Source organism: Amycolatopsis mediterranei, assembly GCF_026017845.1.
Taxonomy (GTDB): domain Bacteria; phylum Actinomycetota; class Actinomycetes; order Mycobacteriales; family Pseudonocardiaceae; genus Amycolatopsis; species Amycolatopsis mediterranei.
This window is the reverse complement of sequence record NZ_CP100416.1, coordinates 644,491-670,894: the sequence shown is the minus strand read 5'-3', so window position 1 is coordinate 670,894 and position 26,404 is coordinate 644,491. Positions and strand designations below refer to the sequence as shown.

The following is a 26,404-nucleotide window of genomic DNA, read 5'->3' as shown; positions in this document are numbered from 1 at the left end:
GCACCCCTCGCTGACGCTCGGCGTGGCCTGAGCGGCACGCGCTGTGTTGGATGATTCGCTCGCGAGCTCGCTCATGCCCGCGCCACGGCGTCGGCGATGATTTCGGCGGTCGCGTGCAGCTCCGGCTCGCCGGCCAGCAGGACCCGGTGGTGCAGCCAGACGCAGTCGCTGCTGATCGCGTCCGTGTTCGGGCAGCGCCGGGCGATCGCGTCCACGCTCTCGTCGGGGGCGCCGAGCTCCCAGAAGGCGTCGGTGCGGTAGATCGCGCGGAACGCGGCGAAGGCGGGCAGGCCGGCCTCGACGAGCCGGTCGACCAGGGCGTTGCGCCGTTCCTCGGTGAGCCCGGGGATGCGGAACATGGCCATGTAGTGGGAGTTGCGGTCGGCGCGCACGTCGCCGCCCTGGGGCACGACGCCGTCGATCGCGCCGAGCAGCCGGGACAGCAGGGTCCAGCGCTCGTCGCGCACGGCGATCTGCTCGTCGAGGCGGGCCAGCTGCGCGCGCAGCACGGACGCGGAGAACTCGTTGAGCCGCATGTTCGAGCCGGCGATCTTGTGGAAGTAGCGGCGGTCGTCGCGGGGACGGCCGCAGCTGTGCCGGAGGAAGGCGGTCTCGTACTTTTCGGTCTCGCCGTCGGGGAAGACGACCGCGCCGCCCTCGCCCGCCGTCATCAGCTTGCCGTTCTGGAAGCTGAACGTGGCGATGCTGTCCAGCTCGCCGACGCGCTTGCCCTGCCAGCGGGCGCCGTGCGCGTGCGCGGCGTCCTGCAGCAGCGGGACGCCCGTGTCGGCGGAGATCTTCGCCAGCGCGTCCATGTCGGCCATCAGCCCGGCCATGTGCACCGGCATGATCACCTTGGTGCGCGGGGTGACGGCGGCCGCGACGGCCTCCGGGTCGAGGTTGTAGGTGGCCGCGTCGACGTCGACCGGGACGGTGACCGCGCCGAGCCGCTGGGCCGCCTGGGACGAGGAGATGAAGGTGAAGGCCGGCACGATGACCTCGGTGCCCGGGCCGACGCCCATGACCTGCAGGGCGAGTTCCAGCGCGTGCGTGCCGTTGGTGACCGCCAGCGCGTGCGCGGCGCCGTGGTGGGCGGCGAACTCGCGCTCGAAGGAGTTCACCTCGTCCCCGCCCATGCGCCACCACTGACCCTGTTCGAGCGCGCGGACCAAGCCGTTCCGCTCGGCGTCGTCGTACTGCGGCCACGCAGGGAATTCCGGTGCCTTTCGCGCGTTCATGGTTCTCCGAATCTCCGCTGGGGTTCGAATTGCAGAAATAGCCCGTGCCGTGTCCGGAATGCCTCGGAATCAGCGTCCCCACCAGGCTAGATCGGCTCCGGGGCGGCTTACATCCCTCGGCTTGGTAGTGGCCGGTTCGTCAACCCAGGCCGAAGAAATCGCGATAGGAGTCCAATTGCCCGGCGAGCATGTGGCTGCCGTAATGGACGTCGTGGCCGAGGGCCGCCGCTTCGCGGAGAAGGCGGGTTTCGCGGGGTTTCATGATGATGTCGGCGACCACGCGGCCCGGCGCCAGCCGGTCCGGCCGGAACGGCAGCGGGTCGCCGGGCCGCAGCCCGAGCGGGGTCGCGTTCACGACGAGGTCGGCGCCCGCGGTGTCCGGCTCGGCCGACACCGACGTCCGGCCCGGCCAGTGCACGTCCAGGCGGCCCTTGAGGGCGGCCAGCTTCGCGGTGTCCGGGTCGCACAGCGCCAGCCGGTCGGCGCCGGCCGCCAGCACGGCGGCCGCGATGGCGCTGCCCGCCCCACCGGCGCCGACGAGGGACACCCGCCGGGCCTTCGGGTCGTGCCCGGCCTCGACCAGCCCGGCGACGAAGCCGGTGCCGTCGAAGTTCTCGGCGTACCACCGGCCGTCGGCTTCGCGCCGCAAGGCGTTGGCGCTGCCGGTGATCTCCACCATCGGGCTGCGCCGGTCGGCGAGCCCGGCCACGGCCACCTTGTGCGGCACGGTGACGAAGATGCCGTCGAGGTTGGCGACGGCCTGCAGCCCGGCGACGATCCGCTCGAGGTGCGGCGGCGGCGCGTGCACCGGGACGAGCACCGCGTCGACGTCCAGGTCCGCGAAGAGCGGGTTCAGCAGCCCGGGCGACCGGACCTGGGCGACCGGGTCGCCCAGCACGACGTACAGGCGGGTGGTGCCGCTGATCGGCATTTCGGCCTCCCCGCTGCGACTAGCGCAGCATCTTCGCGATCGCGAACGCGAGTTCGACCGACTGGTCGGCGTTGAGCCGCGGATCGCAGGCGGTCAGGTAGCGGTCGGGCAGGTCGGCCTCCGCGATGCCCGCGGCCCCGCCGAGGCATTCCGTCACGTCGTCGCCGGTCACCTCGACGTGGATGCCGCCGGGATGGGTGCCGAGCTGCCGGTGCACGGCGAAGAAGCCGGCCAGCTCGGCGACGACGTGGCCGAAGTGCCGGGTCTTGTAGCCGTTGCCCGAGGTCCGGGTGTTGCCGTGCATCGGGTCGCACTGCCAGATCACCTCGTGCCCGGAGGCGGCGACCTTCTCCACGATCGGCGGGAGGAGCTCCCGGACCTGGGCGTGCCCCATCCGGCTGACCAGCGTCAGCCGGCCCGGCGTGCGGTGCGGGTCGAGCCGCCGCACGTACTCGACGACCTCCTCCGGGGTGCAGCTCGGCCCCAGCTTCAGGCCGATCGGGTTGGACAGCAGCTCCGCGAACGCGATGTGGGCGCCGTCGAGCTGGCGGGTGCGCTCGCCGATCCACAGGAAGTGCGCCAGCCCGCTGGACAGCCGCGGTTCCGGCCCGCTGGAATCCGTCCGCAGGACGGCCCGCTCGTAGTCGAGCAGGAGCATTTCGTGGCTGACGTAGATCTCGGCCGGGCGCGGTGGCCGGCCGAAGTCCGGGAACGGCCGCCCGCCGGGCGACGACGCGCGGCGGGCGCCCGCGAGCACCACCTGCGCCGCCAGGGGTTCTTCGAGGCCCTCGGCGCAGAGCTTGCGGACGAGGTCCATCGCGCCGGCGGCGTGGGCGTAGGCCAGCAGCATCCGGTGCGGGTCGGGGGTCCGGGCGGCGACCGTGCACTCCGGGGAGTTCACGATGTCGCCCCGGTACACCGGCAGGCCCAGCGCGTCGACGGTCCGGGACCGCGGCTTGGCGAACTGCCCGGCCATCCGGGCGATCTTGACCACCGGCAGGCCGGCCGCCTCGGCCAGCACTTCGCCCATCCGCGCCAGCACCCCGAGGTTGGCCCGCAGGTGCGGCTCGGTGTTGCCGGCGAACGTCTCCGCGCAGTCCCCGCCCTGCAGCAGGAACGCCTCGCCGCGGGCGACCGACGCGAGCCGGGCGCGCAACCGTGCGGTCTCCTCCGGCGCCACGATCGGCTCGGCGTCGTGCAGCAGCTCGATCACCTCGGCCGCCCGCTCGGCGTCCGGCCAGCCCGGCTGCTGCGCGGCCGGCCGGGCCAGCGCCGCGCTCAGCCGGCCGGCCAGCACCCGGTCGACCGCCCGGCCGTGGGCCGCGAAGTCCGGCTGCCGCTTCACGGCGCCGCCGCTTCCGTCGTCCCCACCAGGTTTTCCAGGCTGTCGCGGGGCATCCGGTCCAGGACGTCGGTGACGACCGGCGCCGGCACGTCGCTCACCAGCTCCGCGCCCCGCGGCCCGGCCAGGACGAAGGCGAGCCCGGTGATCGCCTTCTTGTCCCGGTACATCTGCCGGACGAGCACCGCCGGGTCGACGTCCGCGGGCAGCGCGGCGGGCAGGCCGTAGTGGCGGACGACGGCGAGGTGTTCGTCCACACCGGACTGGTCGAGGCGGCCGAGCGCGCCGGCCAGCCGGCCCGCGAAGACCGTGCCGATCGCCACCGCCTCGCCGTGGCGCAGGGCGAAGCCGGTCGCGATCTCCAGCGCGTGCCCCAGCGTGTGGCCGTAGTTGAGCAGGTGCCGCGGGCCGGTGTCCCGCTCGTCCTGCGCGACGATGCCCGCCTTGAGGGTGACGCTGGCGGCGATCTGCTCCGGGCGCGAGCGCCCCCGCAGGTCCGGCGCGCCGATGAAGTGGCAGCGGGCGATCTCGCCGAGGCCGTTCAGCACCTCCCGCCGCGGCAGCGTCGTCAGGTAGTCCGTGTCGCACAGCACCGCGCTGGGCTGCCAGTACGCCCCGACGAGGTTCTTGCCCGCCGGCAGGTTCACCGCGGTCTTCCCGCCGACGCTGGCGTCGACCTGGGCGAGCAGGGACGTGGGCAGGTGGACCACGGCGACCCCCCGGTGGTACAGCGCGGCCGCGAGCCCGACGACGTCCGTGGTCGTGCCGCCGCCGCAGGAGACCACGACGTCGGACCGGGTGAGCCCGAACCGCGCGAACTCACCGCACAGTTCCTCCACTGTGGACAGCCGCTTGGTCGGCTCGCCGTCGCGCGCCTGGAGCAGCAGGGTCTCGACGCCGGTGCCGGGCACCCAGTCCGCCGGCCGGGCCGACACGACCACGGCCCGTCTCGCGCCGAGCCGCCGGACGACCTCGGGCAGCGCCGCCCGCACCCCGGGGCCGACGAGCACGTCGTAGGACCGTTCCGCCAGGCGGACCGGGATCGTCGTCCTCACGGCGCCTTCTTCCGCGGCTCCGGCACGGTCACGTACGGCAGGTCCGCGATCCGGGACACCGGCTCGCTGCCGTGGTGGAGGTACTCGCCGCCGTAGAAGAAGTGCAGGTACGGGATGTAGTGGTGCTCGTAGGCGGTTTTGCAGAGGCCGGCGAACTTCGCCAGCAGGCCCGCTTTTTCCGTCATCGTCGTGCCTTTCGCCAGTTCAGCCGTGGTCGCCGGACAGCACGCGGGACACCAGCGCCCGGAACTCGTCGTCGTCGGTGATCGTGCGCACCTGCTCGCGGCCGTTCTCGACCGTCAGGTAGCGGCGCTGCCGCAGGAAGACCTGGCCGTTCGCGAACGCGCGGCCGCACAGGGTTTCCTGCGTGTCGGTGCGGGTGGTGTCCCCCACGAGGGCCCGGAAGTTGTCCTCCAGTTCCTTCCAGTCACTCCACTGACGCGGTTGCGTCGTGAACGTGTAGACGACGCTCCAGCGGGTGACCGCACCCCGGCGTTGCAGCGCATAACCGGTTTCCTGTTCCACCAACCGGAACTGGCTCCCGTACTGGGTCTGCACCGCGGGCGAGACCGCCAGTGGCTCGACGTAGGTGGGGCCGGGGTAGCCGACGTCCACGAGCCAGTCGGCGCCGTCCAGGGTGACCAGGTTGAACATGTGCTCGACGTCGGTGCCGAAGGTCTCCCGGCCTTCGGCGGTGCTGCCGGCCAGCGGCGTGACGTCGTAGCCGAGTTCGGTCAGGAGCCGGTGGAACAGCCGGTTCAGGTGGTAGCAGGCGCCGCCCTGCCCTTCGGCGATGCTGGTGACGAAGACGTCGTCCTCGTCGAGGTCGACGACGTTCACCGCGTCCCGGAGTTCGTAGGCGAGGCTGCTGTACGGGATCGCCATCAGGTGGCTCTTCTGCAGCTTCGCCAGCGTTTCGAGGTCCACGCCGGTTTCCCCGCCGCAGCCGATCCGCTGGAGGTAGGTCTCCACGTCGAACACGTTCACACCTTCTTTCGGAGCAGCTCGTTCAAGTGCGCGGCGAGCAGGGCCGGCGTGGGATGGTCGAAGACGACACCGGGCGAGATCTTCCGTTCGGTCCTGGCGCGCAGCCGGTTGCGGAGTTCGATCGCGGTGAGCGAGTCGAACCCGATCTCGAACAGGCCCTGGTCCGGGTCGACCTGGTGGGCGGCGCGGTAGCCCAGGACCCCTGCCACCTGGGCGCGCACCAGTTCCAGGAGGACCTGGCCCCGCTCGGCCGGCTCGAGCCCGGCCAGCCGGCCGGCCCAGTTCTCCTCCACAGTGGACGCCGCACGGGCCTGCTGGCGTCCGGCGCGGACCAGGCCGCGCAGCAGGTGCGGCACTTCGGTGCCGCCCGCCGCTTCGGCGCGCAGGCCCCGCAGGTCGAGCTGGGCGGGCACCAGCAGCGGCTCGCCGGACCCGATGGCAGCGTCGAAGAGGTCCAGTCCGGCGGCGGGTTTCATCGCGACCAGGCCGCCGCGCCGGGTCATCCGGGCCCGGCCGGCCTCGTCGGTCCCGGCCGCCATGCCGCCGGTGGTCTGGTCCCACAGCCCCCACGCCAGCGACTGGCCCGGCAGGCCGGCCGCGCGCCGGTGGGCCATCAGCCCGTCCAGGTACGCGTTCGCCGCGGCGTAGCTGCCGCTGCCGGCGCCCATGAACACCGCGGAAACCGAGGAGTAGACGACGAAACTGTCGAGGTCCAGGTCGCGGGTCAGCTCGTCGAGGTGCCGGGCCGCGGTGACCTTGGGCGCGAACACCTCGGCCAGCCGGTCCGGGGTCACCGTCCCGATCACCCCGGCGTCCGGGACGCCGGCCGTGTGCACCACGGCGGACGGCCGGTGCTCGGTCAGCAGGGCCGCCACCTGGTCCCGGTCGGCGACGTCGCAAGCGGCGACCGCGACGTCGGCCCCCAGTGCGGTGAGGTCGGTGACCAGGTCCTTCGCGCCTTCGGCGTCCAGGCCCCGGCGACTCGCCAGCACCAGCTGCCGGACGCCGTGCCGCTCGACCAGGTGCCGGGCGACCAGGCCGCCGAGCGACCCGGTCCCGCCGGTGACCAGCACCGGTCCCCGGGTCTTGAACCCGGCGGCCGGGTCGGGCCGGGCGGCGCGGGCGAGGCGGGGGATGGACAGCGTGGTTCCGCGCACCGCGACCTGCGGCTCGCCGTCGGCGAGCACCGAACCCAGCAGCGGCGGTACGTCGGCTTCCGGCTCGACGTCGAGGAGGACGATCCGGTCCGGGTTCTCCGCCTGCGCGGCCCGGACCAGCCCCCACACCGCGGCCGCGGCCGGGTCGTGCACCACGCCGTCGCCGGCGGGCACCGCGCCGCGGGTCACGATCGCGAGCTTCGTCCCCTCCAGCCCGCCGCCGGCCAGCCAGCACTGGACCACGTCCAGCACCCGGACGGTGAGCGCCAGCACGGAACCCTCGTCGGCGACGGCCTCCATGACGGCCACCGCCGGCGCCTCGGTCGCGCCGGTCAGGACGTCGTCGGCCAGCGTCGCCACCTCTTCCGCGGTGGCGACCGGAAGCCAGGACGGCACCCGTCCCGAAGTGTCCACTGAGGACAATGGCGTCCAGTCCACGCGGTACAGCGAGCCGGCGCCCGCCGGCCCCGCCGCCGTCGTCAGCTGGTCGTTCGACACCGGGCGCCCGACCAGGGAATCCAGCGTCACGACCAGGCCGCCGGACTCGTCGACGGCCTCCAGCGACAGACTGTCCCGCTCGGGCTTGGCGACGCGCACCCGCAGCACCGAGGCGCCGGCCGCGTGCAGCCGCAGCCCGTTCCACGCGAACGGCAGCCGCACTTCGTCGCCGTAGGACTCGGTGTCCGCCGCGGCGCTGACCATCGTCGAGTGCAGGGCCGCGTCCAGCAGCGCGGGGTGGATGCCGAACCGGCCGGCTTCCGCGCGGGCGTCTTCGGGCAGGGCGATCTCGGCGAAGGTCTCGGTGGTGTTCCCGCTGCCGCGCCGCCACACGGCCCGCACGGCCCGGAACGTGGGCCCGTAGCCGTACCCGACGTCCGCGAGCACGTCGTAGGCACCGGTGAGGTCCACGGGCTTCGCCTCCGGTGGCGGCCAGGCGGCGAAGTCGAACGCGGCGGTCCCCCGCGGCCGGTTCTCCGGGACCAGCACGCCCGTGGCGTGCCGGAGCCAGCTGTCCGCGTCTTCGCGCAGGGAGAAGACGTCCACCGTGCGCGAACCGTCGTCGGCGGGGCCGCCGAGGGCGACCTGCACGCGGACCCCGCCGCGGCGGGGCACCACGAGCGGCGCCTCGATCACCAGCTCGTCGAGCACCGGGCAGCCGGCTTCGTCACCGGCCCGCACGGCCAGCTCGACCAGCCCGGTGCCGGGGACGATCACGACGTCCCGGACCGCGTGGTCGGCCAGCCAGGGGTGCGAGCGCAGGGAGAGCCGGGAAGTGAAGACCAGGCCGTCGGACTGCGGAAGCTGCACGACCGCGCCGAGCAGCGGGTGGTCCGCCCCGGCCAGCCCCAGCGAGACGGCGTCGGAAGCGGTGTCCGCGGCGCGGAGCCAGTAGTGCTCGTGGTCGAAGGCGTACGTCGGGAGGTCGGCCCGGGCCGGCGGCACCAGCGACGTCCAGTCCACTTCGACCCCACGGACGAAGAGCTCGGCCATCGAGGTCAGCAGCCGGCGCAGGCCACCGTCGTCCCGGCGCAGCGAACCGGTGACGACGGCGGCGGTTTCGTCGGTGAGCTCGGTGATCGGCTGGACCAGCACCGGGTGGGCGCTGAGCTCGACGAACACACCGTGCCCCTGGGCCAGCAGCGCCTCGACGGCCGGGCCGAACCGCACCCGGCCGCGCAGGTTCCGGTACCAGTAGCCGCCGTCCACGACGCCCTCGTCCCGGATCCACTCGCCGGTGAGGGTGGAGAGGAACGGCACCAGCGGCGCCCGGGCGTCGATCCCGGCCAGCGCTTCGGCGAGGGTGTCTTCGATGTCTTCGACGTGCCGGGTGTGCGAGGCGTAGTCCACCGCCACCCGCCGAGCCCGGATTCCCGCACCGGACAGCGCTTCCAGCGTTTCGTCGAGGGCCTGGGCATCCCCCGCGATCACCACGGACGCCGGACCGTTGACGGCAGCCACCTCGACCCCGTCCGCCAGCCGCGACACCACATCGGCTTCGCCCAAGGCGACCGAAGCCATCCCGCCGCGGCCGGAGAGCTTCGCGGCGATGGCCTGGCTGCGCAGGGCAACCACCTTCGCCGCATCCTCCAGCGACAACGCACCCGACACGCACGCCGCGGCGATCTCACCCTGGGAGTGGCCGAGCACCGCATCGGGGACCACCCCGGCCGAGGACCACACCGCGGCCAAGCCGACCATCACCGCAAAGCACGCGGGCTGCAGCACATCGACCCGATCGAGGTCACCGTCGCCACGGAGGACGTCGAACAGCGACCAGCCGATCCACGGCTCCAGCGCGGCCGCACACTCGGCGATCCGCTCGGCGAACACCGGAGACTCTTCGAGGAGTTCGCGGCCCATGCCCACCCACTGCGTCCCCTGCCCGGGGAACACCCACACGAGCTTGCCCGGCAGGCCGGACGCGGGCACCCGGCCGCGGACCAGGCCCGGCGCGTCTTCGCCGCGGGCCAGTGCGCCCAGACCGGCGCGGGCTTCCTCGGCCGAATCCGCCACGACGACCGCGCGCTCGCCGAACAGGGCGCGGCTCGTCAGCGCACCGGCGACGTCGGAAAGGGGCCCGTCGCCGAGGAACGTGGCCAGCCGACGCGCCTGACCGGCCAGGGCACCGGGGCTGCGAGCCGAGACGACCAGCGGCACCACACCGCCGTCCGGCGGTGGTCCGGCAAGCTGTGGCTCGGCCGGTGCTTCTTCGATGATCAGGTGGGCGTTCGTGCCGCTGATCCCGAACGAGGACACCCCGGCCCGGCGCGGACGGCCGTTCCGCGGCCACTCCCGTGCCTCGGTCAGCACTTCGACGGCCCCCGCGGACCAGTCGACCTGGCTGGTGGGCCGGTCCACGTGCAGGGTGGGCGGCATGACGCCGTGGCGCAGCGCCTGCACCATCTTGATCACCCCGGCCACGCCGGCCGCGGACTGCGTGTGGCCGAAGTTCGACTTCACCGACCCCAGCCACAACGGCGTCTCCGGGTCGCGGTCCTTGCCGTAGGTGGCCAGCAGGGCCTGCGCCTCGATCGGGTCGCCCAGCGCCGTCCCGGTGCCGTGCCCTTCCACGATGTCCACATCGGACGGTTCGAGGCCGGCGCCGGCCAGGGCCCGGCGGATCACCCGTTGCTGCGACGGCCCGTTGGGGGCGGTCAGGCCGTTGGACGCGCCGTCGGAGTTGACCGCGCTGCCGCGCAGCACGGCCAGCACCCGGTGCCCGCGCTCGCGCGCCACCGACAGCCGCTCCAGCACGACGACCCCGACGCCCTCGGCCCAGCCCGTGCCGTCCGCGCCTTCGGCGTAGGCCTTGCACCGGCCGTCGCCGGCCAGGCCGCGCTGCTTCGCGAACTCCACGAACGTGCCGGGCGTCCCCATCACCGTGACGCCACCGGCCAGGGCCATCGAGCACTCGCCCTGCCGCAGCGCCTGCCCGGCCAGGTGCATCGCCACCAGCGACGACGAGCAAGCCGTGTCGATCGTGACCGCCGGTCCTTCGAACCCGAAGACGTACGAGACTCGGCCCGAGACGACGCTCGAAGCGCCCGCCGTGCTCGCGTACCCCGCCAGTTCGGCCGGATCCGCGCCCATCCCATAGCCCTGGTTGGACACCCCGGCGAACACCCCGACGTCGGCGCCCTTCAACGAGCCCGGGTCGACACCGGTGCCTTCGAGGGCTTCCCAGGCCGCCTCGAGCAGCAGCCGCTGCTGCGGGTCCATGGCCAGCGCCTCGCGCGGCGAAATCCCGAAGAAGCCCGCGTCGAACAGGCCGGCGCCGTCGAGGAACCCGCCCCGGCTGGTGTACGTCGTGCCGGAGCGGTCGGGGTCGTCGTCGAACAGGTTCTCCAGGTCCCAGCCCCGGTCCTCGGGGAAGGGAGACAGCCCTTCGAGGCCGTCGCGCACCAGGCGCCACAGGCCTTCGGGATCGGTGACCCCGCCCGGCAGCCGGCACGCCATGCCGACGATGGCGATCGGCTCGCCGGCGTCCGCTGCGGCCGCGGTGGCCACCGGAGTTGTTGCCACCGTGTCGCCGAGTTCGTCACGCAGGTAGCGGGCCAGCGCGACCGGCGTCGGGTAGTCGAAGACGAGCGTCGCGGGCAGCTTCAGCCCGCTCGCCTCGCGCAGCCGGTTGCGCAGTTCCACCGACGTCAGCGAGTCGAAGCCGGTGTCCTTGAACGCCGTGTCCGCGCGGACGGCCTCCGGCCCGGCGTGCCCGAGCACCAGCGCGACCTGCGTGCGGACGACGTCGAGCAGCAGCGCCTCCTGCTCCGCCGGCGCGAGCCCGGCGAGTCGCCCGGCCAGTCCGTTGTCCACAGTGGACGCCGGACGGGCCTGCTGCCGTCCCGGGCGGACCAGGCCGCGCAGCAGGTGCGGCACCGTCCCGCCGGCGCGGGTCTTGCGCAGGTCCAGCTTGACCGGGACGACGAGCCCGTCCGGCGCTGCGTCGAACAGCTCCATGCCTTCGGCGGGTGAGATGGCGAGGACCCCGCCGCGACTCGCCCGCGCCTGGTCGGCGTCGCCGAGGTGCGCGGTCATCCCGTCGGTCTGTTCCCACAGGCCCCAGGCCAGCGATGTGCCGGGCAGGCCCGCGGCCCGGCGGTTGGCGACCACGGCGTCCAGGTAGGCGTTGGCAGCGGCGTAGTTGCCCTGCCCGGCGGAGCCGAAGACCCCGGAGGCGGAGGAGAACACGACGAACGCGCGAAGATCCAGTTCGCGGGTCAGCTCGTCGAGGTGATTGGCAGCAGTAACTTTGGGCGCGAAGACCTTGGCCAGCCGCTCCCGCGTCAGCGACTCGAAGACGCCGTCGTCGAGAACACCGGCCGTGTGCACGACGGCGTTCGGGCGGTGCTCGGCCAGCAGTACCCGGACCTGGTCCCGGTCGGCCAGGTCGCAAGCGACTACGGCGACCTCGGCGCCCTGAGCGATGAGTTCAGCGGTCAGTTCGGCCATGCCGTCGGCGTCGGGGCCACGGCGGCTGACGAGCACCAGCCGCCGGACTCCGTGCCGGGCGACCAGGTGCCGGGCGGTGAGCGCGCCCAGCGAGCCGGCGCCCGAGATCAGGACCGTCCCGCCGGTCACTGCCGGTGCCTCCGCGGCCTCGGCGCGGGCCAGCCGCGGGGCGAACAGCGTGGCGCCTCGGACGGCTGTTTGGGGCTCGCCGGTGGCCAGCACCCGGCCTAGCGGCACTTCACCGTCGGTGTCCAGCAGCACGATCCGGTCCGGGTTTTCCGCCTGCGCGGCCCGGATCAGGCCCCACACCGCGGCACCGGCCGGGTCAGTCACCTCGTGGACGGCGCCGCGGGTCACCACGACCAGGCGAGCGTCGTCGGCTGCGTCGGCGAGCCAGGTCTGCACGGCCTCCAGGACCCGGCCGGTCAGTTCCAGGGGATCCTCGCCGACGGCTTCGAGCACTTCGACGTGGTCCGCCGGAACGTCTCCAGCCGAGGAAATCTCGGTCCACTCCACGCGGAACAACGCGTCGTGGTTCGCCGCCGCGCCCAGCTGTTCGGCCGACACCGGCCGGGAGACCAGCGAGTCCGCCGTCACAACGAGACCGCCGGCCTCGTCCGCGGCCTCGACCGACAGGGCGTCCGGACCGCTCGGGGCGAGCCGGACCCGCAGCGCGGACGCCCCGGCCGCGTGCAGCACCAGGCCGTTCCAGGCGAACGGCAGCACCGGCCGGCCGGGCTCTTCCGTGGTGGTGGCACCGGCCATGCCCGCGTGCAGGGCGGCGTCCAGCAGGCCGGGGTGGATGCCGAACCGGGCCGCGTCCGCGCGGTCGTCCTCGGCCAGGGCGACCTCGGCGAACACTTCGTCGCCGCGCCGCCACACCGCCCGCAGGCCCCGGAACGACGGCCCGTAGGCGTACCCGCGGTCGACGAGGCCGTCGTAGAAGTCCTCGACGTCGACGCGCTCGACGCCGGGCGGCGGCCAGGCGGTGAAGTCGAACGGCTTGTGCTGCGACGGCGTCGCAGCCAGGAACCCGGTGGCGTGCCGGGCCCACACTTCGGCACCGGCGTCCTCGCGCAGGGAGTACACCTCGACCGCGCGCGAACCGGTCTCCCCCGGTGCCCCCACGACGACCTGGATCCGGACCCCGCCGTGGTCGGGGACGACCAGCGGAGCCTCGATGACGAGTTCTTCGAGGACCGGGCAGCCGGCCTCGTCCCCGGCCCGGACGGCCAGCTCGACGAGCCCGGTGCCCGCGACGAGCACCACCCCGCCGATGACGTGGTCGGCCAGCCACGGGTGCGATTTCAATGACAGCCGCGAGGTGAAGACCAGGCCGTCCGACTGCGGCAGCCGGACCACCGCGCCCAGCAGCGGGTGGTCGGCCGCGACCTGCCCGAGCGAGGCCGCGTCCGTGGCCTGCGCGGCGGGCTGCAGCCAATAGTGCTGCTGGTCGAAGGCGTACTTCGGCAGGTCGACGAACCCGGTGACCGGCGGCAGCAGGGCCGGCCAATCGACCGCAACCCCGCGGACGAACAGCTCGGCGACCGCGGTGATCAGCGCGGTGACCTCCGGGCGGTCGTCCCGCAGGGCCGCGACGCAGGTGACCTCGGCCGTCTCCTCGACGAGGGCGGTCAGCGCCGCCCCCGGCCCGAGCTCCACGAACAGCGAGCCGCCGGACTCCGTCGCGGCCGCGACGCCCTCGGCGAACCGCACCGGCCGCCGCACGTGCTCGGCCCAGTAGCCCGGCTCGGTCAGTTCGCCGGGCTCGGCGAACCGGCCGGTCACGTTGGAGACCACCGGGATCTCCGGCTCGCGCCACGTCACGCCGGCCAGCTCGGCGGCGAACTCCGCCAGCATCGGCGCCATCCGCGCGGAGTGGAACGCGTGCGAAACCTTGAGCTGCTTGGTCTTGTGCCCGCGCTCGCGCATGCGGGCGGCGGCCGCGACGACCGCGTCCGCGTCCCCGGAAAGGACTACCGCCGAAGGGCCGTTGACGGCGGCGAGTTCCACGCCGTCGCCGAGCAGTTCGGCCACCTCGGCTTCGGAGGCGGCGACGGCGACCATCGCCCCGCCCGGCGCCAGCGCCTGCATCAGCCGGCCGCGCGCCGCGACGATCCGGGCGGCGTCCGGCAGCGAGAAGACGCCCGCGGCATACGCGGCGGTGATCTCCCCGATGGAGTGGCCGAGCACCACGTCCGGCCGGACACCCCAGGATTCGGCGAGCCGGAACAGCGCGCTCTCCACCGCGAACAGCCCGGCTTGGGTGAAGACCGTCTGGTTCAGCAGCCCGGTTTCGGCGGGCACTTCGCCGAGCACGACGTCCCGCACGCGGTGCCCGGCACGGCCGGCCAGACAGACGTCCAGCTGCTCGCAAGCCTCGTCGAACGCCGTCGCGAACACCGGGTACCGGTCGTAGAGCTCGCGGCCCATCCCGAGCCGCTGCGAACCCTGGCCGGGGAAGACGTAGACGACCTTGCCGTGCTTGGCCGAACCGGTCAGCACGCCGGGCGCGCGGTCCCCGCGGGCCAGCGCACGCAACCCGGCCACCGCGTCCTCGTCCGTTCCCGCGACCACGACCGCGCGGTCACCGAGCAGCGCCCGGCCCGACAGCAGCCCGCTCGCCAGCCGGGCCCGGGACACACCACCGGACGCCAGGACCTCCGCGAGCCGGCCGGCCTGAGCCGCCAAAGATGTGGGGCTGCCCGCCGAGACGACCAGCGGCACCGGCCCCTTGAACTCCGGTTCTTCCGCGACCGCGTCGGCCGGGGGCGCCTCCTCCAGGATCAGGTGGGCGTTCGTCCCGCTGATCCCGAACGCGGACACCCCGGCCCGGCGCGGCCGATCACCGGCGGGCCACTCGCGCGGCTCGGTCAGCAGTTCCACCGCACCGGCCGACCAGTCGACCTCCGGCGTCGGCTCGGCCACGTGCAGGGTCGGCGGCATGGCGCCGTGCCGCAGGGCCTGGACCATCTTGATCACGCCCGCGACCCCGGCGGCCGCCTGCGTGTGCCCGAAGTTCGACTTGACCGACCCCAGCCACAGCGGCCGCTCACGGCCCTGGCCGTAGGTCGCCAGCAGCGCCTGCGCTTCGATCGGGTCGCCCAGCGCGGTGCCCGTGCCGTGCGCCTCCACGACGTCCACATCGGACGCGACCAGCCCGGCGCCCGCGAGCGCCTTGCGGATCACCCGCTGCTGCGAAGGCCCGTTCGGCGCGGTCAGGCCGTTGGAGGCGCCATCCTGGTTGACCGCGCTGCCGCGCAGCACGGCGAGAATCCGGTGGCCGCGCTCCTGCGCGACCGAAAGCCGTTCGAGGACGAGCACCCCGGCGCCCTCGGCCCAGCCGGTGCCGTCCGCGGTCGAGGAGAAGGCCTTGGACCGGCCGTCGGCAGCCAGCACCCGCTGCCGCGAGAACGCGACGAAGGTGCCGGGCGTCGGCATCACCGTCGCCCCGCCGGCGAGCGCCATCGAGCACTCGCCCGCGCGCAGGGCCTGCGCGGCGAGGTGGATGGCCACCAGCGACGACGAACACGCGGTGTCGATGGTGACCGCCGGTCCTTCGAGCCCGAAGACGTAGGACACCCGGCCCGACGCCACGCTCGACGCCGCCCCGATGCCCGCGAACGCCTCGAGGTCCGGCGTGATCGCCCCGGCGCCGTAGCCCTGGGTGAAGACGCCGGAGAACACGCCGACGTCGCTGCCCTTCAGCGAAAGCGGGTCGACCCCGGCGTCTTCGAGGGCCTCCCACGACGTCTCCAGCAGCACCCGCTGCTGCGGGTCCATGACGAGGGCCTCGCGCGGCGAGATGCCGAACAGGCCCGCGTCGAACAGCCCGGCGCCACGCAGGAAGCCGCCCTGGCTGGTGTACGACGTCCCGGGGTGGTCGGGGTCCGGGTCGAACAGGCCGTCCAGCTCCCAGCCCCGGTCGTCGGGGAAGTCCGAAAGGGCGTCGACCCCGCCGGCCACGAGCTGCCACAGGTCTTCGGGCGAGGACACCCCACCCGGGAACCGGCAGGCCATCCCGACGACGGCGAGCGGCTCGTCGGCGTGCCGGGCACCCTGCTTGCGCAGGCTGTGCAGCTCCGCCGTGACGCGCTTGAGGTATTTGAGGAGTTTCTCGTCCGTGGCCATTCTCGGGTCCTCACAAGGGTTGCTGGAACGTCGGTCTCGAACCGGGGTCAGGTGAGACCCAGCTCCTCGTCGATGAAGTCGAGGACTTCGTCGGCGGACGCGGCCTCGAGCCGGTCCGCCAGCGTTTCGCCGCCGGTCTGGTCGTTCACGCCGTTGCACCGGGCGACCAGGCCCTGCAGCCGGAGGGTGAGACCGGTCTTCGTGGATTCGTCGAGGCGCAGCCCGCCGAGCAGCGCCTCGACGTCTTCGAGCCGCGCGTGCACCACCGAAAGCGCGTCGTCGCCGGCCCCGAGCTCGTCACGCAGGTGCCGGGCGAGGACCAGCGGGGTCGGGTAGTCGAAGGCGAGCGTGGCGGGCAGCTTCAGCCCGGTGCTCTCCCGCAGCCGGTTGCGCAGGTCGACCGAGGTGAGCGAGTCGAACCCGGCGTCCTTGAACGCCGTGTCGGCGCGGACCGCGTCCGGCCCGGCGTGCCCGAGCACCGCCGCGACCTGGCCGCGCACGAGGTCGACGAGCAGCGCCTCCTGCTCGGGCGCGCCCAGCCCGGCCAGCCGGCCCAGCAGCTGGTTGTCCACTGTGGACGCGGCTTGGGCCTGCCGCCGCCCGGCCCGGACCAGCCCGCGCAGCAGGTGCGGCACGGCCCCGCCGGCCCGCACCTCCCGCAGGTCGAGCTTGACCGGCACGAGCAGCGCGGGCTGCGCACCCAGTGCCGTGTCGAACAGGGCCATGCCTTCCTCGGCCGTGATCGGCCGCACCCCGCCCCGGCTCATCCGGGCCTGGTCGGTGCCGCCGAGGTGCGCGGTCATGCCGGTGGCCTGTTCCCACAGGCCCCACGCCAGCGAGAGACCAGGAAGACCCGCCGCGCGGCGGCTCGCCATCGCCGCGTCCAGGAACGCGTTCGCCGCCGCGTAGTTGCCCTGCCCCGGCGAACCGAACACGCCGGAGCCGGAGGAGAACACGACGAACGCGTCGAGGTCGAGGTCGCGAGTCAGCTCGTCGAGATGGCGGACCGCGTCGACCTTGGGCGCGAACACCTTGGCCAGCCGCTCCGGGGTCAGCGTCCCGATGACGCCGTCGTCGAGGACGCCCGCCGTGTGGATGACGCTCGCCGGGCGGTGGTCGGCCAGCAGCGCGGCCACCTGGTTCCGATCGGCCAGGTCGCAGGCGACGACGGACACGTCCGCGCCCTCGCCGGTGAGGTCGGTGACGAGGTCCTTCGCGCCGTCGGCGTCCAGGCCGCGGCGGCTGGCGAGCACCAGCTTGCGCACGCCGTGGCGGGTGACCAGGTGCCGCGCCACGATCTCGCCGAGCACACCGGCACCGGAGACGAGGACCGTCCCATGTAGACCGGATACCGGGGCCGCGTCGGCGCGGGCCAGGCGCGGGACGTACAGCGCCGTGCCGCGCACCGCGACCTGCGGCTCGCCGCCGGCCAGCACCGCACCCAGCGGGACTTCGCCGTCGGTGTCGAGCAGGACGATCCGGTCCGGGTTCTCCGCCTGCGCGGACCGGACCAGGCCCCAGACCGCCGCCGCGGCCGGGTCGGTCACCGGGGTGTCCCCGGCGGGCACCGCGCCGCGCGTCACGACGACCAGCTGTTCCGCCTCGGGCTCGGTCAGCCAGGTCTGGAGCCGCTCCAAGACTCGGGAGGTCGCCGCCAGCGGGGAATCGCCCGCGGGCACCTCCAGCACCTCGGTGTCGTCTGCCGCGGCCACCACGCCACTCTCGGGCAGCTCGATCCAGTTCAGCTGGAACAGCGAGTCTCGGGTGGTGGTGCGCGACCGCGCGATCGTCACCGGGCGGAGGGCAACCTCCTTCGCCGTGACGACCAGGCTGCCGGCGCCGTCGGCCGCTTCCAGGAACCCGCCGGGCACCAACCGGACCCGCAGCGTCGACGCCCCCGCGGCGTGCAGCGTCAGGCCACGCCATTCCATGGGCTGCGTCAGACCGTCATCGCCGGGCAGGGCGGGGTGCAGGGCCGCGTCCAGGAGCGCGGGGTGGATGCCGAATGCCTCGGCGTCCGCATCGTCGGGCAGGGAGACTTCGGCGAAGATCTCGTCGCCGGCCCGCCAGATCGCCGGAACGCCGTCGAGCTGCCGGGCGCCCGGGGGCGGCCAGGCCGTGAAGTCGAACCCGCTGCTTTCGTCCGGGGTCGCCGACAGCGTGCCGGTGGCGTGCCGGGTCCATTCGTCGGTGGCGTCTTCGGGCTGGGAATGCACTTCCAGGGTCCGTGTGCCGTCGTCCGGTCCGCTCACCGTGACCTGCACCCGGATCGCGCCGCGTTCCGGCACGACCAGGGGCGTCTCGATGACGAGTTCGTCCAGCACCGGGGTCCCGGCCTCGTCACCGGCCCGGACGGCCAGCTCGACCAGTGCCGCGCCGGGGACGACGACCAGGTCTTCCAGGGTGTGCTCGGCCAGCCACGGCTGTGACTTCAGCGACCACTCGGTGGTGAAGACCAGGCCGCCCGTCTGCGGCAGCCGGACCACCGGACCGGCCGCGTCGGTCGCGGTCTCGACGTACCGCAGCCAGTAGTGCTGGTGGTCGAAGGCGTAGGTCGGCAAATCGACCCGCGCTGGCGGCACCATCGTGGCCCAGTCCACGTCGACTCCGCGGACGAACAGCTCGGCCATCGACGTCAGCAGCCGCCGCAGGCCGCCCTCCTCGCGCCGCAGCGAGCCGGTGACGACCGCGTCGGTGTCGTCGGCAATCGCGCTGATCGCCTGGACGAGCACGGGGTGCGCGCTGACCTCGACGAACACCCGGTGGCCGAGGCCGAGCAGCTCGGCCACCGCCGGGCCGAAACCGACCTGGTTGCGCAGGTTCCGGTACCAGTAGCCGCCGTCCACGACGCCCGCTTCGCGAATCCAGTCACCGGTGAGGGTCGAGAAGAACGGCAGGGTCGGCGCGTGCGCCTCGATCCCGGCCAGTGCCTCGGCGAGGGGCTCCTGGATGTCTTCGACGTGCCGGGTGTGCGAGGCGTAGTCCACCGCCACCCGCCGGACCCGGATGTCCTGGCCGGTCAGTGCTTCGAGGGCCTGGTCGAGGGCTTCGGCGTCGCCGGCGATCACCACCGACGACGGGCTGTTGACCGCGGCCACCTCGACCCGGTCCGCCCAGTGCCGCAACCGCGCGACCGCGTCTTCCTCGCTCAGCGCGACCGAGGCCATGCCGCCGCGGCCGGCCAGCTTCGCCGCGATCGCCTGGCTGCGCAACGCGACCACCTTCGCCGCGTCCTGCAGCGACAACGCCCCCGACACGCACGCCGCCGCGATCTCCCCCTGCGAGTGCCCGAGCACCGCGTCGGGCACCACCCCGACGGACGACCACACCGCGGCCAGGCCGACCATCACCGCGAAACTCGCGGGCTGCACCACGTCGACGCGGTCGAGGTCGCCCTCGCCACGGAGGACGTCCAGCAGCGACCAGTCGATCCACGGTTCGAGGGCAGCCGCGCACTCCGCGATCCGCGCGGCGAACACCGGCGAGGCTTCGAGGAGCTCCCGGCCCATGCCCACCCACTGCGAACCCTGGCCCGGGAACACCCACACGAGCTTGCCCGGCACGCCCGAGGCCGCGACCGTGCCGGTCACGACGTCGGCGGCGCTTTCGCCGCGGGCCAGCGCGGCCAGCCCGGCCGTCGCCTCTGCGCGCGTGCCCGCCACCACGACGGCCCGGTCGCCGAACCGGGACCGGCCGCAGATCAGCGCCCCGGCGACGGTCACCAACGGCTCGTCGGACGCCTCGAGGAACGCGGCCAGCCGGCCGGCCTGACCCGCCAGGGCCCCACGAGCCGACACCACCACGGGCACCACTCCGGCGGAAGGCGCTTCGGCGACGGGCGGCTCCTCCTCGGGCGCTTCCTCCAGGATGAGGTGCGCGTTGGTCCCGCTGATCCCGAACGAGGACACCCCGGCCCGGCGCGGCCGCCCTTCGCGCGGCCACTCCCGAGCCTCCGTCAACAGCGAGACCGCACCGGCCGACCAGTCGACTTCGGTGGACGGCCGGTCGACGTGCAGCGTCGGGGGCAGCACGCCGTGGCGCAGCGCCTGCACCATCTTGATCACGCTGGCCACGCCCGCGGCCGCTTGCGTGTGCCCGAGGTTCGACTTCACCGAGCCCAGCCAGAGCGGCTTCTCCGGGTCCCGGCCCTTGCCGTAGGTGGCCAGCAACGCCTGCGCTTCGATCGGATCGCCCAGCGTCGTGCCCGTCCCGTGCCCTTCGACGGCGTCCACATCGGACGGCGACAGCCCGGCTTCGGCCAGCGCGGCGCGGATCACCCGCTGCTGGGACGGGCCGTTCGGGGCGGTCAAGCCGTTCGACGCGCCATCCTGGTTCACCGCGATACCGCGCAGCACGGCCAGCACCCGGTGCCCACGCTCACGGGCGACCGACAGCCGTTCCAGCGCGATGACGCCGACGCCCTCGGCCAGTCCCATCCCGTCGGCGCTGTCCGAAAACGCCTTGCAGCGCCCGTCCAGGGCGAGCCCGCGTTGCCGCGAGAAGGACACGAACGAACCCGGCTGGGCCATCACCATCGCGCCGCCGGCCAGAGCCATCGAGCACTCACCCCGCCGCAGCGCCTGCGCGGCGAGGTGCATCGCCACCAGCGACGACGAACACCCGGTGTCGACGGTGACCGCCGGGCCTTCGAAGCCGAGGACGTACGACACCCGGCCGGACGCGATGCACGGCGCCGCACCGGTGCCGACGAAACCCTCCAGCTCCGGCGCGACCACGCCGCCACCGGCGCCGTAACCCATGCTCGCGACGCCGGTGAAGACGCCGATGTCGCTGCCCTTCAGCGAAAGCGGGTCGGTGCCGGTGCGTTCGATGGCCTCCCAGGACGTCTCCAGCAGCAGCCGCTGCTGCGGGTCCATCGCGACGGCCTCCCGCGGCGAGATCCCGAAGAACCCCGCGTCGAAGAGGCCGGCCTCGTGGAGGAAGCCACCCTGGTCCGTGTACGTCGTGCCCGGGCGGTCGGGGTCCGGGTCGACGAGCCCGTCGACGTCCCAGCCGCGGTCGCCGGGGAACGCGGAGACGGCGTCGGTCCCCTCGGCCACCAGCCGCCACAGGTCCTCGGGCGAGGACACCCCGCCCGGGTACCGGCACGCCATGGCGACGATGGCGATCGGCTCCCGCGCCTGCTCCTCGACCTCGCGCAGCCGCGTGCGGGCGTCGCGGGCGTCGGCGATGGCCCGCTTGAGGTAGTCGCGGAGTTGTCCCTCGTCAGCCACTGAACTCAACTCCCAGAACTCTCACGTGTGCTTGCTTTTCGGGGCCCGGGTGGCGAAGCCCCGGATGTCACAGCGGTTTCAGTCGAGCCCGTCGACGAGGGCGAACAGTTCCTCGTCGCTGGCCGTGTCGAGATCGCCGGAGGTGCCCGGCCGGGCCTCGGCCGCCTCGGCGGCCTTGAGCAGTTCCCGCAGCCGCGCGGTGATCCGGTCGCCGTCCGGGGCGCCGGCGGCCGCGATGGCCGCCTCCAGCCCGGCGAGCCCGGCCAGCACCGCATCGGCCGGGGATGCCTCGTCGACGGCGAGTTCCGCCCGCAGGTGCCGGGCCAGTGCCAGCGGGTTCGGATGGTCGAAGACCAGCGTCGCGGGCAGTTTCAGGCCGGTCGTCTCGCGCAGCCGGTTGCGCAGCTCCACCGACGTCAGCGAGTCGAACCCGGCGTCCTTGAACGCCGCGTCGGCGCGGACGCCGGAGCTGTCGGCGTGCCCGAGCACGACGGCGACCTGACCGCGGACGAGGTCGAGCAGCAGCGCTTCCTGTTCGGCCACGGTGAGCCCGGCCAGCCGGCGTTCCAGGCCGCCGTCCTCGGTGGCCGCCGTCCGCGCCGCCTGCCGGCCCGCGCGGACCAGCCCGCGCAGCAGGTGCGGCACCGTGCCGCCGCCGGCCGCGTCGGCCCGCACCTCGCGCAGGTCGAGCTCGATCGGCACCAGCAGCGCCTGCCCGGCCGCGAGCGCGGCGTCGAACAGCTCCATGCCGTCGGCGGAGCCGAGCGCGCGGACGCCGCCGCGGCCTTCGCGCCGGCTCATCCGGGCCAGGGTGAGGTCGTCGATGGTGTCGGCCATGCCGGTGAGCTGCTCCCACGGGCCCCAGGCCAGCGACAGCCCCGGCAGGCCCGCCGCGCGCCGGGCGGCCATCAGGCCGTCGAGGTAGGCGTTCGCCGCCGCGTACCCGCCGCTGCCCGCGCCCATGAAGATCGAGGAGGCGGACGAGTAGACGATGAACGCGTCGAGGTCCAGGTCGCGGGTCAGCTCGTCGAGGTGGTTGGCCGCGTCGACCTTGGGCGCGAACACCTTGGCCAGCCGCTCCCGGGTCAGCGCGCCGGTGACACCGGCGTCGAACACGCCCGCCGTGTGCACCACCGCGGTCAGCGCGTGTTCCTTGAGCAGCGCCGCCACCTGGTCGCGGTCGGAGACGTCGCAGGCGGCGACCGTCACTTCGGCGCCGTGCCCGGTCAGCTCGGCGACGAGGTCGTCGATGCCCTCGGCGGCCCGGCCGCGCCGGCTGGCCAGCACGAGCCGCCGGACGCCGTGCCGGGTGACGAGGTCGCGGGCGGCGAGCGCACCCAGCGTCCCGGCGCCGGAGACCAGGACCGTCCCGTCCGGACGGAACGTCAGCGGGGCTTCCGCCGGTTCGGTGACGCGGGCGAGCCGGGGCACCGAGAACGTCGTGCCGCGCAGCGCGAGCTGCGGCTCACCGGTCGCCAGCACCGCTTCCAGCGGCACCTCGCCGTCGGTGTCGAGCAGGACGAACCGGTCCGGGTTCTCCGCCTGCGCGGCCCGGACCAGGCCCCACACCGCGGCACCCGCCGGATCGCTCACCACACCGTCTCCGGCGGGCACCGCACCCCGGGTCACCACGACCAGGCGGGCTTCCTCCGCCGCGTCGGAAAGCCACGCCTGCAGGGCGGCCAGCACCCGGCCGGTCAGGTCCAGGGGCTCCTCGCCGAAAGCTTCCAGCACCTCGGCCCGACCAGCGGGCACCGCACTGTCCACAGTGGGCAGTGGCGTCCAGTCCACCCGGTAGAGCGAGCCGGCGCGCGCAGTGTCCAGCTGGTCGAGGGCGACTTCACGCAGGATCAGCGAGTCCATGGTGAGGACCGGGGCGCCGGTCTCGTCGGCGGCCTCGACGGTCAGCGCGTCCGGTCCGCCGGGGGCCACGCGGACCCGGAGGCCCGCGGCCCCGACGGCGTGCAGCGCCAGCCGGTTCCACGAGAACGGCATCACGGACTTGCCCGGCTGACCGGACGCGGCCGCGGCGATCGTCCCGGTCTGCAGGGCCGCGTCCAGCAACGCCGGGTGCAGGCCGAACCGGGCGGCGTCCTCCCGCCGGTCTTCGGGCAGCGCGACCTCGGCGAACACGTCTTCGCCGCGCTGCCACACCGCCCGCACGCCCTGGAACAAGGGCCCGTACGCGTACCCGCGCTCGGCGAGGTCGGCGTAGAAGTCGCCGATCTCGACGCGCTGCCCGTCCGGCGGCGGCCACGCGGTGAAGTCGAAGCCGGGGCTGCTCGCCGGGGTCGCCGAGACCGTTCCGGTCGCGTGCCGGGTCCACACGTCGTCGCGCTGGGAGTGGATGTCCACCGTGCGCAAGCCGTTCTGGTCCGGGCCGCTCACCGTGACCTGGACGTTCACTCCGCCCTGCCCGGGCACGACCAGCGGCGCCTCGGTCACGAGTTCGTCCAGGACCGGGCACCCGGCCTCGTCGCCGGCCCGCACGGCCAGTTCGACCAGCCCGGTGCCGGGGAACAGCACCACGCCGCCGATGGTGTGGTCGGCCAGCCACGGGTGCGTCCGCAGCGACAGCCGCGAGGTGAAGACCAGGCCGTCCGACTGCGGCAGCCGGACGACCGCGCCGAGCAGCGGGTGCTCCGCCGCGGCCTGGCCGAGCGAGACGGCGTCCGCCTGCGCGGCCGGCCGGAGCCAGAAGTGCTGGTGGTCGAAGGCGTACGTCGGGAGGTCCACGCGCGCGGGCGGCACCAGCGTGGCCCAGTCGACGCGAACACCGCGGACGAACAGCTCGGCCATCGACGTCAGCAGGCGGCGCAGGCCGCCGTCGTCGCGCCGCAGCGTCCCGGTGACGACCGCGTCGGTGAGCTCGCTGATCGGCTGCACCAGCACGGGGTGGGCGCTGACCTCGACGAACACCCCGTGGCCCTGCTCGAGCAGCTCGGCCACGGCCGGGCCGAACCGGACCTGGTTGCGCAGGTTGCGGTACCAGTACCCGCCGTCCAGGACGTCGGCGTCCCGCACCCAGCCGCCGGTGACGGTGGAGCGGAACGGCACGTCCGGGGCCTGCGCGGTGATCCCGGCCAGCGTCTCGGCGAGGGTGTCGCGGATGTCCTCGACGTGCCGGGTGTGGGAGGCGTAGTCGACCGCGACCTGCCGGACGCGGACGCCGTCCCCGGCCAGCACCTCCAAAGCCTCGTCGAGGGCTTGGGCGTCCCCCGCGATCACCACGGAGGCGGGGCCGTTGACCGCGGCCACCTCGATCCGGCCGTCCCACAAACCCAGCCGTGCGTTCGCCTCGTCCTCGCTCAACGCGACCGACGCCATCCCGCCGCGGCCGGACAGCCGCGCCGCGATCGCCTGGCTGCGCAGGGCCACCACCTTCGCGGCGTCGTCGAGGGTGAGCGCGCCGGACACGCAGGCCGCGGCGATCTCGCCCTGCGAGTGGCCGACGACGGCGTCCGGCCGGACCCCCGCCGACTCCCAGACCGCGGCCAGCCCCACCATCACCGCGAAGCACGCGGGCTGCAGCACCTCGACAGAATCCAGGTCACCGTCACCACGCAGGACGTCCAGCAGCGACCAGTCGGTCCACTGGTCCAGTGCCGCCGCGCACTCCTTGATCCGCTCGGCGAACACCGGGGACGCGTCGAGGAGCTCCCGGCCCATGCCCACCCACTGCGTCCCCTGTCCCGGGAACACCCAGACGACCTTGCCCGGCTTGCCCGCGGTCCCGGTCACGACGCCGGGCGCGGCTTCACCGCGAGCCAGCGCACCCAGCCCCGCGCGGGCTTCTTCGGCCGAACCGGCGACCACGACCGCGCGTTCCTCGAGCACCGCGCGCCCGGCCACCAGCGCCCCGGCGAGGTGTCCGAGGGGGACGTCCACCTCGGTCAGCCGGTCGGCCTGACCGGCCAGGGAACCCGTGCTGCGTGCGGAAACCACCAGCGGCACGACGTCCGCGGACGTCGGCACGGCCGCAGCGGGCTCCTCGGGGGCTTCCTCGATGATCAGGTGCACGTTCGTCCCGCTGACGCCGAACGACGACACCCCGGCCCGGCGCGGCCGGTCCCCGCGCGGCCAGTCCCGGCTCCCGGTCAGCAGTTCCACCGCGCCTTCGGACCAGTCGACCTGCGAGCTGGGCTCGTCGACGTGCAGGGTCGGCGGCATGACGCCGTGCCGCAGCGCCTGCACGACCTTGATCACGCTCGCCACGCCCGCGGCCGCCTGCGTGTGCCCGATGTTCGACTTCAGCGAGCCGAGCCACAACGGCGTCTCCCGGTCCTGGCCGTAGGTCGCCAGCAAGGCCTGCGCCTCGATGGGATCACCCAGGCTCGTCCCGGTCCCGTGCGCCTCGACGAGGTCCACATCGGACGGTCCGATTCCGGCGTTGGCCAGCGCGGCGCGGATCACGCGCTGCTGGGAAGGGCCGTTCGGGGCGGTCAGGCCGTTCGACGCGCCATCCTGGTTCACCGCGCTGCCGCGCAGCACGGCCAGCACCCGGTGCCCGCGTTCCCGCGCGACCGAAAGCCGCTCCAGCACGACCACGCTGATGCCCTCGGCGAGCACCATGCCGTCGGCGCCCGACGCGAACGCCTTGCACCGCCCGTCGGTGGCCAGCCCCCGCTGCCGGGAGAAGACGACGAAGGAGTCGGGGCCCGACATCACCATCGCGCCGCCGGCCAGTGCCATCGAGCAGTCGCCTTGGCGCAGGGCCTGCGCGGCGAGGTGCATCGCCACCAGCGACGACGAGCACGCCGTGTCGATCGTGACCGCCGGTCCCTCGAACCCGAAGACGTAGGACACCCGGCCCGAAGCCACGCTCGAGGCCAGCCCGGTGCCCGCGAAACTCTGCATCTCCGGCCCGGTGAGGCCGCCGCCGTAGCCCGACCCGCCCGCGCCGGTGAACACGCCGACGTCGGTGCCCTGCAACGAAGCCGGGTCGAGGCCGACACCTTCCAGCGCCTCCCAGGACGCCTCCAGCAGCAACCGCTGCTGCGGGTCCATGGCCAGCGCCTCGCGCGGCGAAATCCCGAAGAAGCCCGGGTCGAACAGGGCCGCGTCGTGGAGGAAGCCGCCCTGGTCGGTGTACGACGTCCCCGCGTGGTCGGGATCCGGGTCGAACAGGGTGTCCAGGTCCCAGCAGCGGTCGGTGGGGAACCCCGAGACGGCGTCGCCGCCCTCGGCCACCAGCCGCCAGAGGTCACCGGGCCCGGTGACGCCACCGGGCAGCCGGCAGGCCATGCCGACGATGGCGATCGGCTCGCCGGCCGCGTCGGCGAGCTGCCGGTTCCGCTTCTTCAGCGTGCCGACCTCTTCGAGCGACTTCCGCAGCGCCTCGACGACCTTTTCATACGACGCACTCACCACTTGCCCCAA

At 73.9% G+C, this 26,404-nt stretch carries 9 protein-coding genes; all 9 read right to left on the bottom strand.

The genetic code is table 11. From position 1 onward, the window contains the following. Nucleotides 1-71: 71 nt before the first annotated feature. The 9 genes from rifK to ISP_RS03185 all read right to left on the bottom strand — a co-directional run bounded on the left by rifK (nt 72) and on the right by ISP_RS03185 (nt 26,395). Entirely contained in the window at nt 72-1,238 is a 1,167-nt protein-coding gene (rifK, locus tag ISP_RS03225; protein ID WP_013222557.1) for a 3-amino-5-hydroxybenzoate synthase, read from the bottom strand. Nucleotides 1,239-1,377: 139 nt separating this feature from the next. Further along, on the bottom strand, nt 1,378-2,169 hold the full coding sequence (locus ISP_RS03220) for a shikimate dehydrogenase family protein (RefSeq protein ID WP_013222556.1): 792 nt from the start codon (nt 2,167-2,169) through the stop codon (nt 1,378-1,380). A gap of 19 nt (nt 2,170-2,188) precedes the next feature. Further along, nucleotides 2,189-3,514, bottom strand: coding sequence for a 3-deoxy-7-phosphoheptulonate synthase (locus ISP_RS03215; RefSeq protein WP_013222555.1), 1,326 nt, complete (start codon nt 3,512-3,514; stop codon nt 2,189-2,191). Next, on the bottom strand, nt 3,511-4,566 hold the full coding sequence (locus ISP_RS03210; protein ID WP_013222554.1) for a 3-dehydroquinate synthase family protein: 1,056 nt from the start codon (nt 4,564-4,566) through the stop codon (nt 3,511-3,513). Before ISP_RS03210 ends, ISP_RS03215 begins: the two co-directional genes overlap by 4 nt. Further along, complete coding sequence (locus tag ISP_RS03205; protein ID WP_013222553.1) at nt 4,563-4,751, bottom strand: hypothetical protein; 189 nt, start codon at nt 4,749-4,751, stop codon at nt 4,563-4,565. The genes ISP_RS03210 and ISP_RS03205 overlap by 4 nt, the downstream gene beginning before the upstream one ends. Before the next feature lie 19 nt (nt 4,752-4,770). Beyond that, entirely contained in the window at nt 4,771-5,553 is a 783-nt protein-coding gene (locus ISP_RS03200) for an arylamine N-acetyltransferase family protein (RefSeq protein WP_013222552.1), read from the bottom strand. Beyond that, nucleotides 5,550-15,791, bottom strand: a complete 10,242-nt coding sequence (locus tag ISP_RS03195; protein WP_013222551.1) for a type I polyketide synthase — start codon at nt 15,789-15,791, stop codon at nt 5,550-5,552. Before ISP_RS03195 ends, ISP_RS03200 begins: the two co-directional genes overlap by 4 nt. A 47-nt stretch (nt 15,792-15,838) precedes the next feature. After that, nucleotides 15,839-21,025: a type I polyketide synthase gene (locus ISP_RS03190; RefSeq protein ID WP_013222550.1), complete on the bottom strand. Its 5,187-nt coding sequence runs from the start codon at nt 21,023-21,025 to the stop codon at nt 15,839-15,841. A 78-nt stretch (nt 21,026-21,103) separates the two neighbouring features. Beyond that, nucleotides 21,104-26,395 carry a type I polyketide synthase gene (locus tag ISP_RS03185; RefSeq protein ID WP_013222549.1) on the bottom strand — a complete coding sequence of 1,764 codons (5,292 nt, stop codon included), beginning with the start codon at nt 26,393-26,395 and terminating at the stop codon, nt 21,104-21,106. Nucleotides 26,396-26,404 lie beyond the last annotated feature (9 nt).

Excerpts from the sequence above, each read along its gene's own strand:
- rifK (WP_013222557.1), bottom strand. The coding sequence starts at position 1,238 with ATGAACGCGCGAAAGGCACCGGAATTCCCTGCGTGGCCGCAGTACGAC.
- ISP_RS03205 (WP_013222553.1), bottom strand. The coding sequence starts at position 4,751 with ATGACGGAAAAAGCGGGCCTGCTGGCGAAGTTCGCCGGCCTCTGCAAA.
- ISP_RS03220 (WP_013222556.1), bottom strand. The coding sequence starts at position 2,169 with ATGCCGATCAGCGGCACCACCCGCCTGTACGTCGTGCTGGGCGACCCG.
- ISP_RS03195 (WP_013222551.1), bottom strand. The coding sequence starts at position 15,791 with ATGGCCACGGACGAGAAACTCCTCAAATACCTCAAGCGCGTCACGGCG.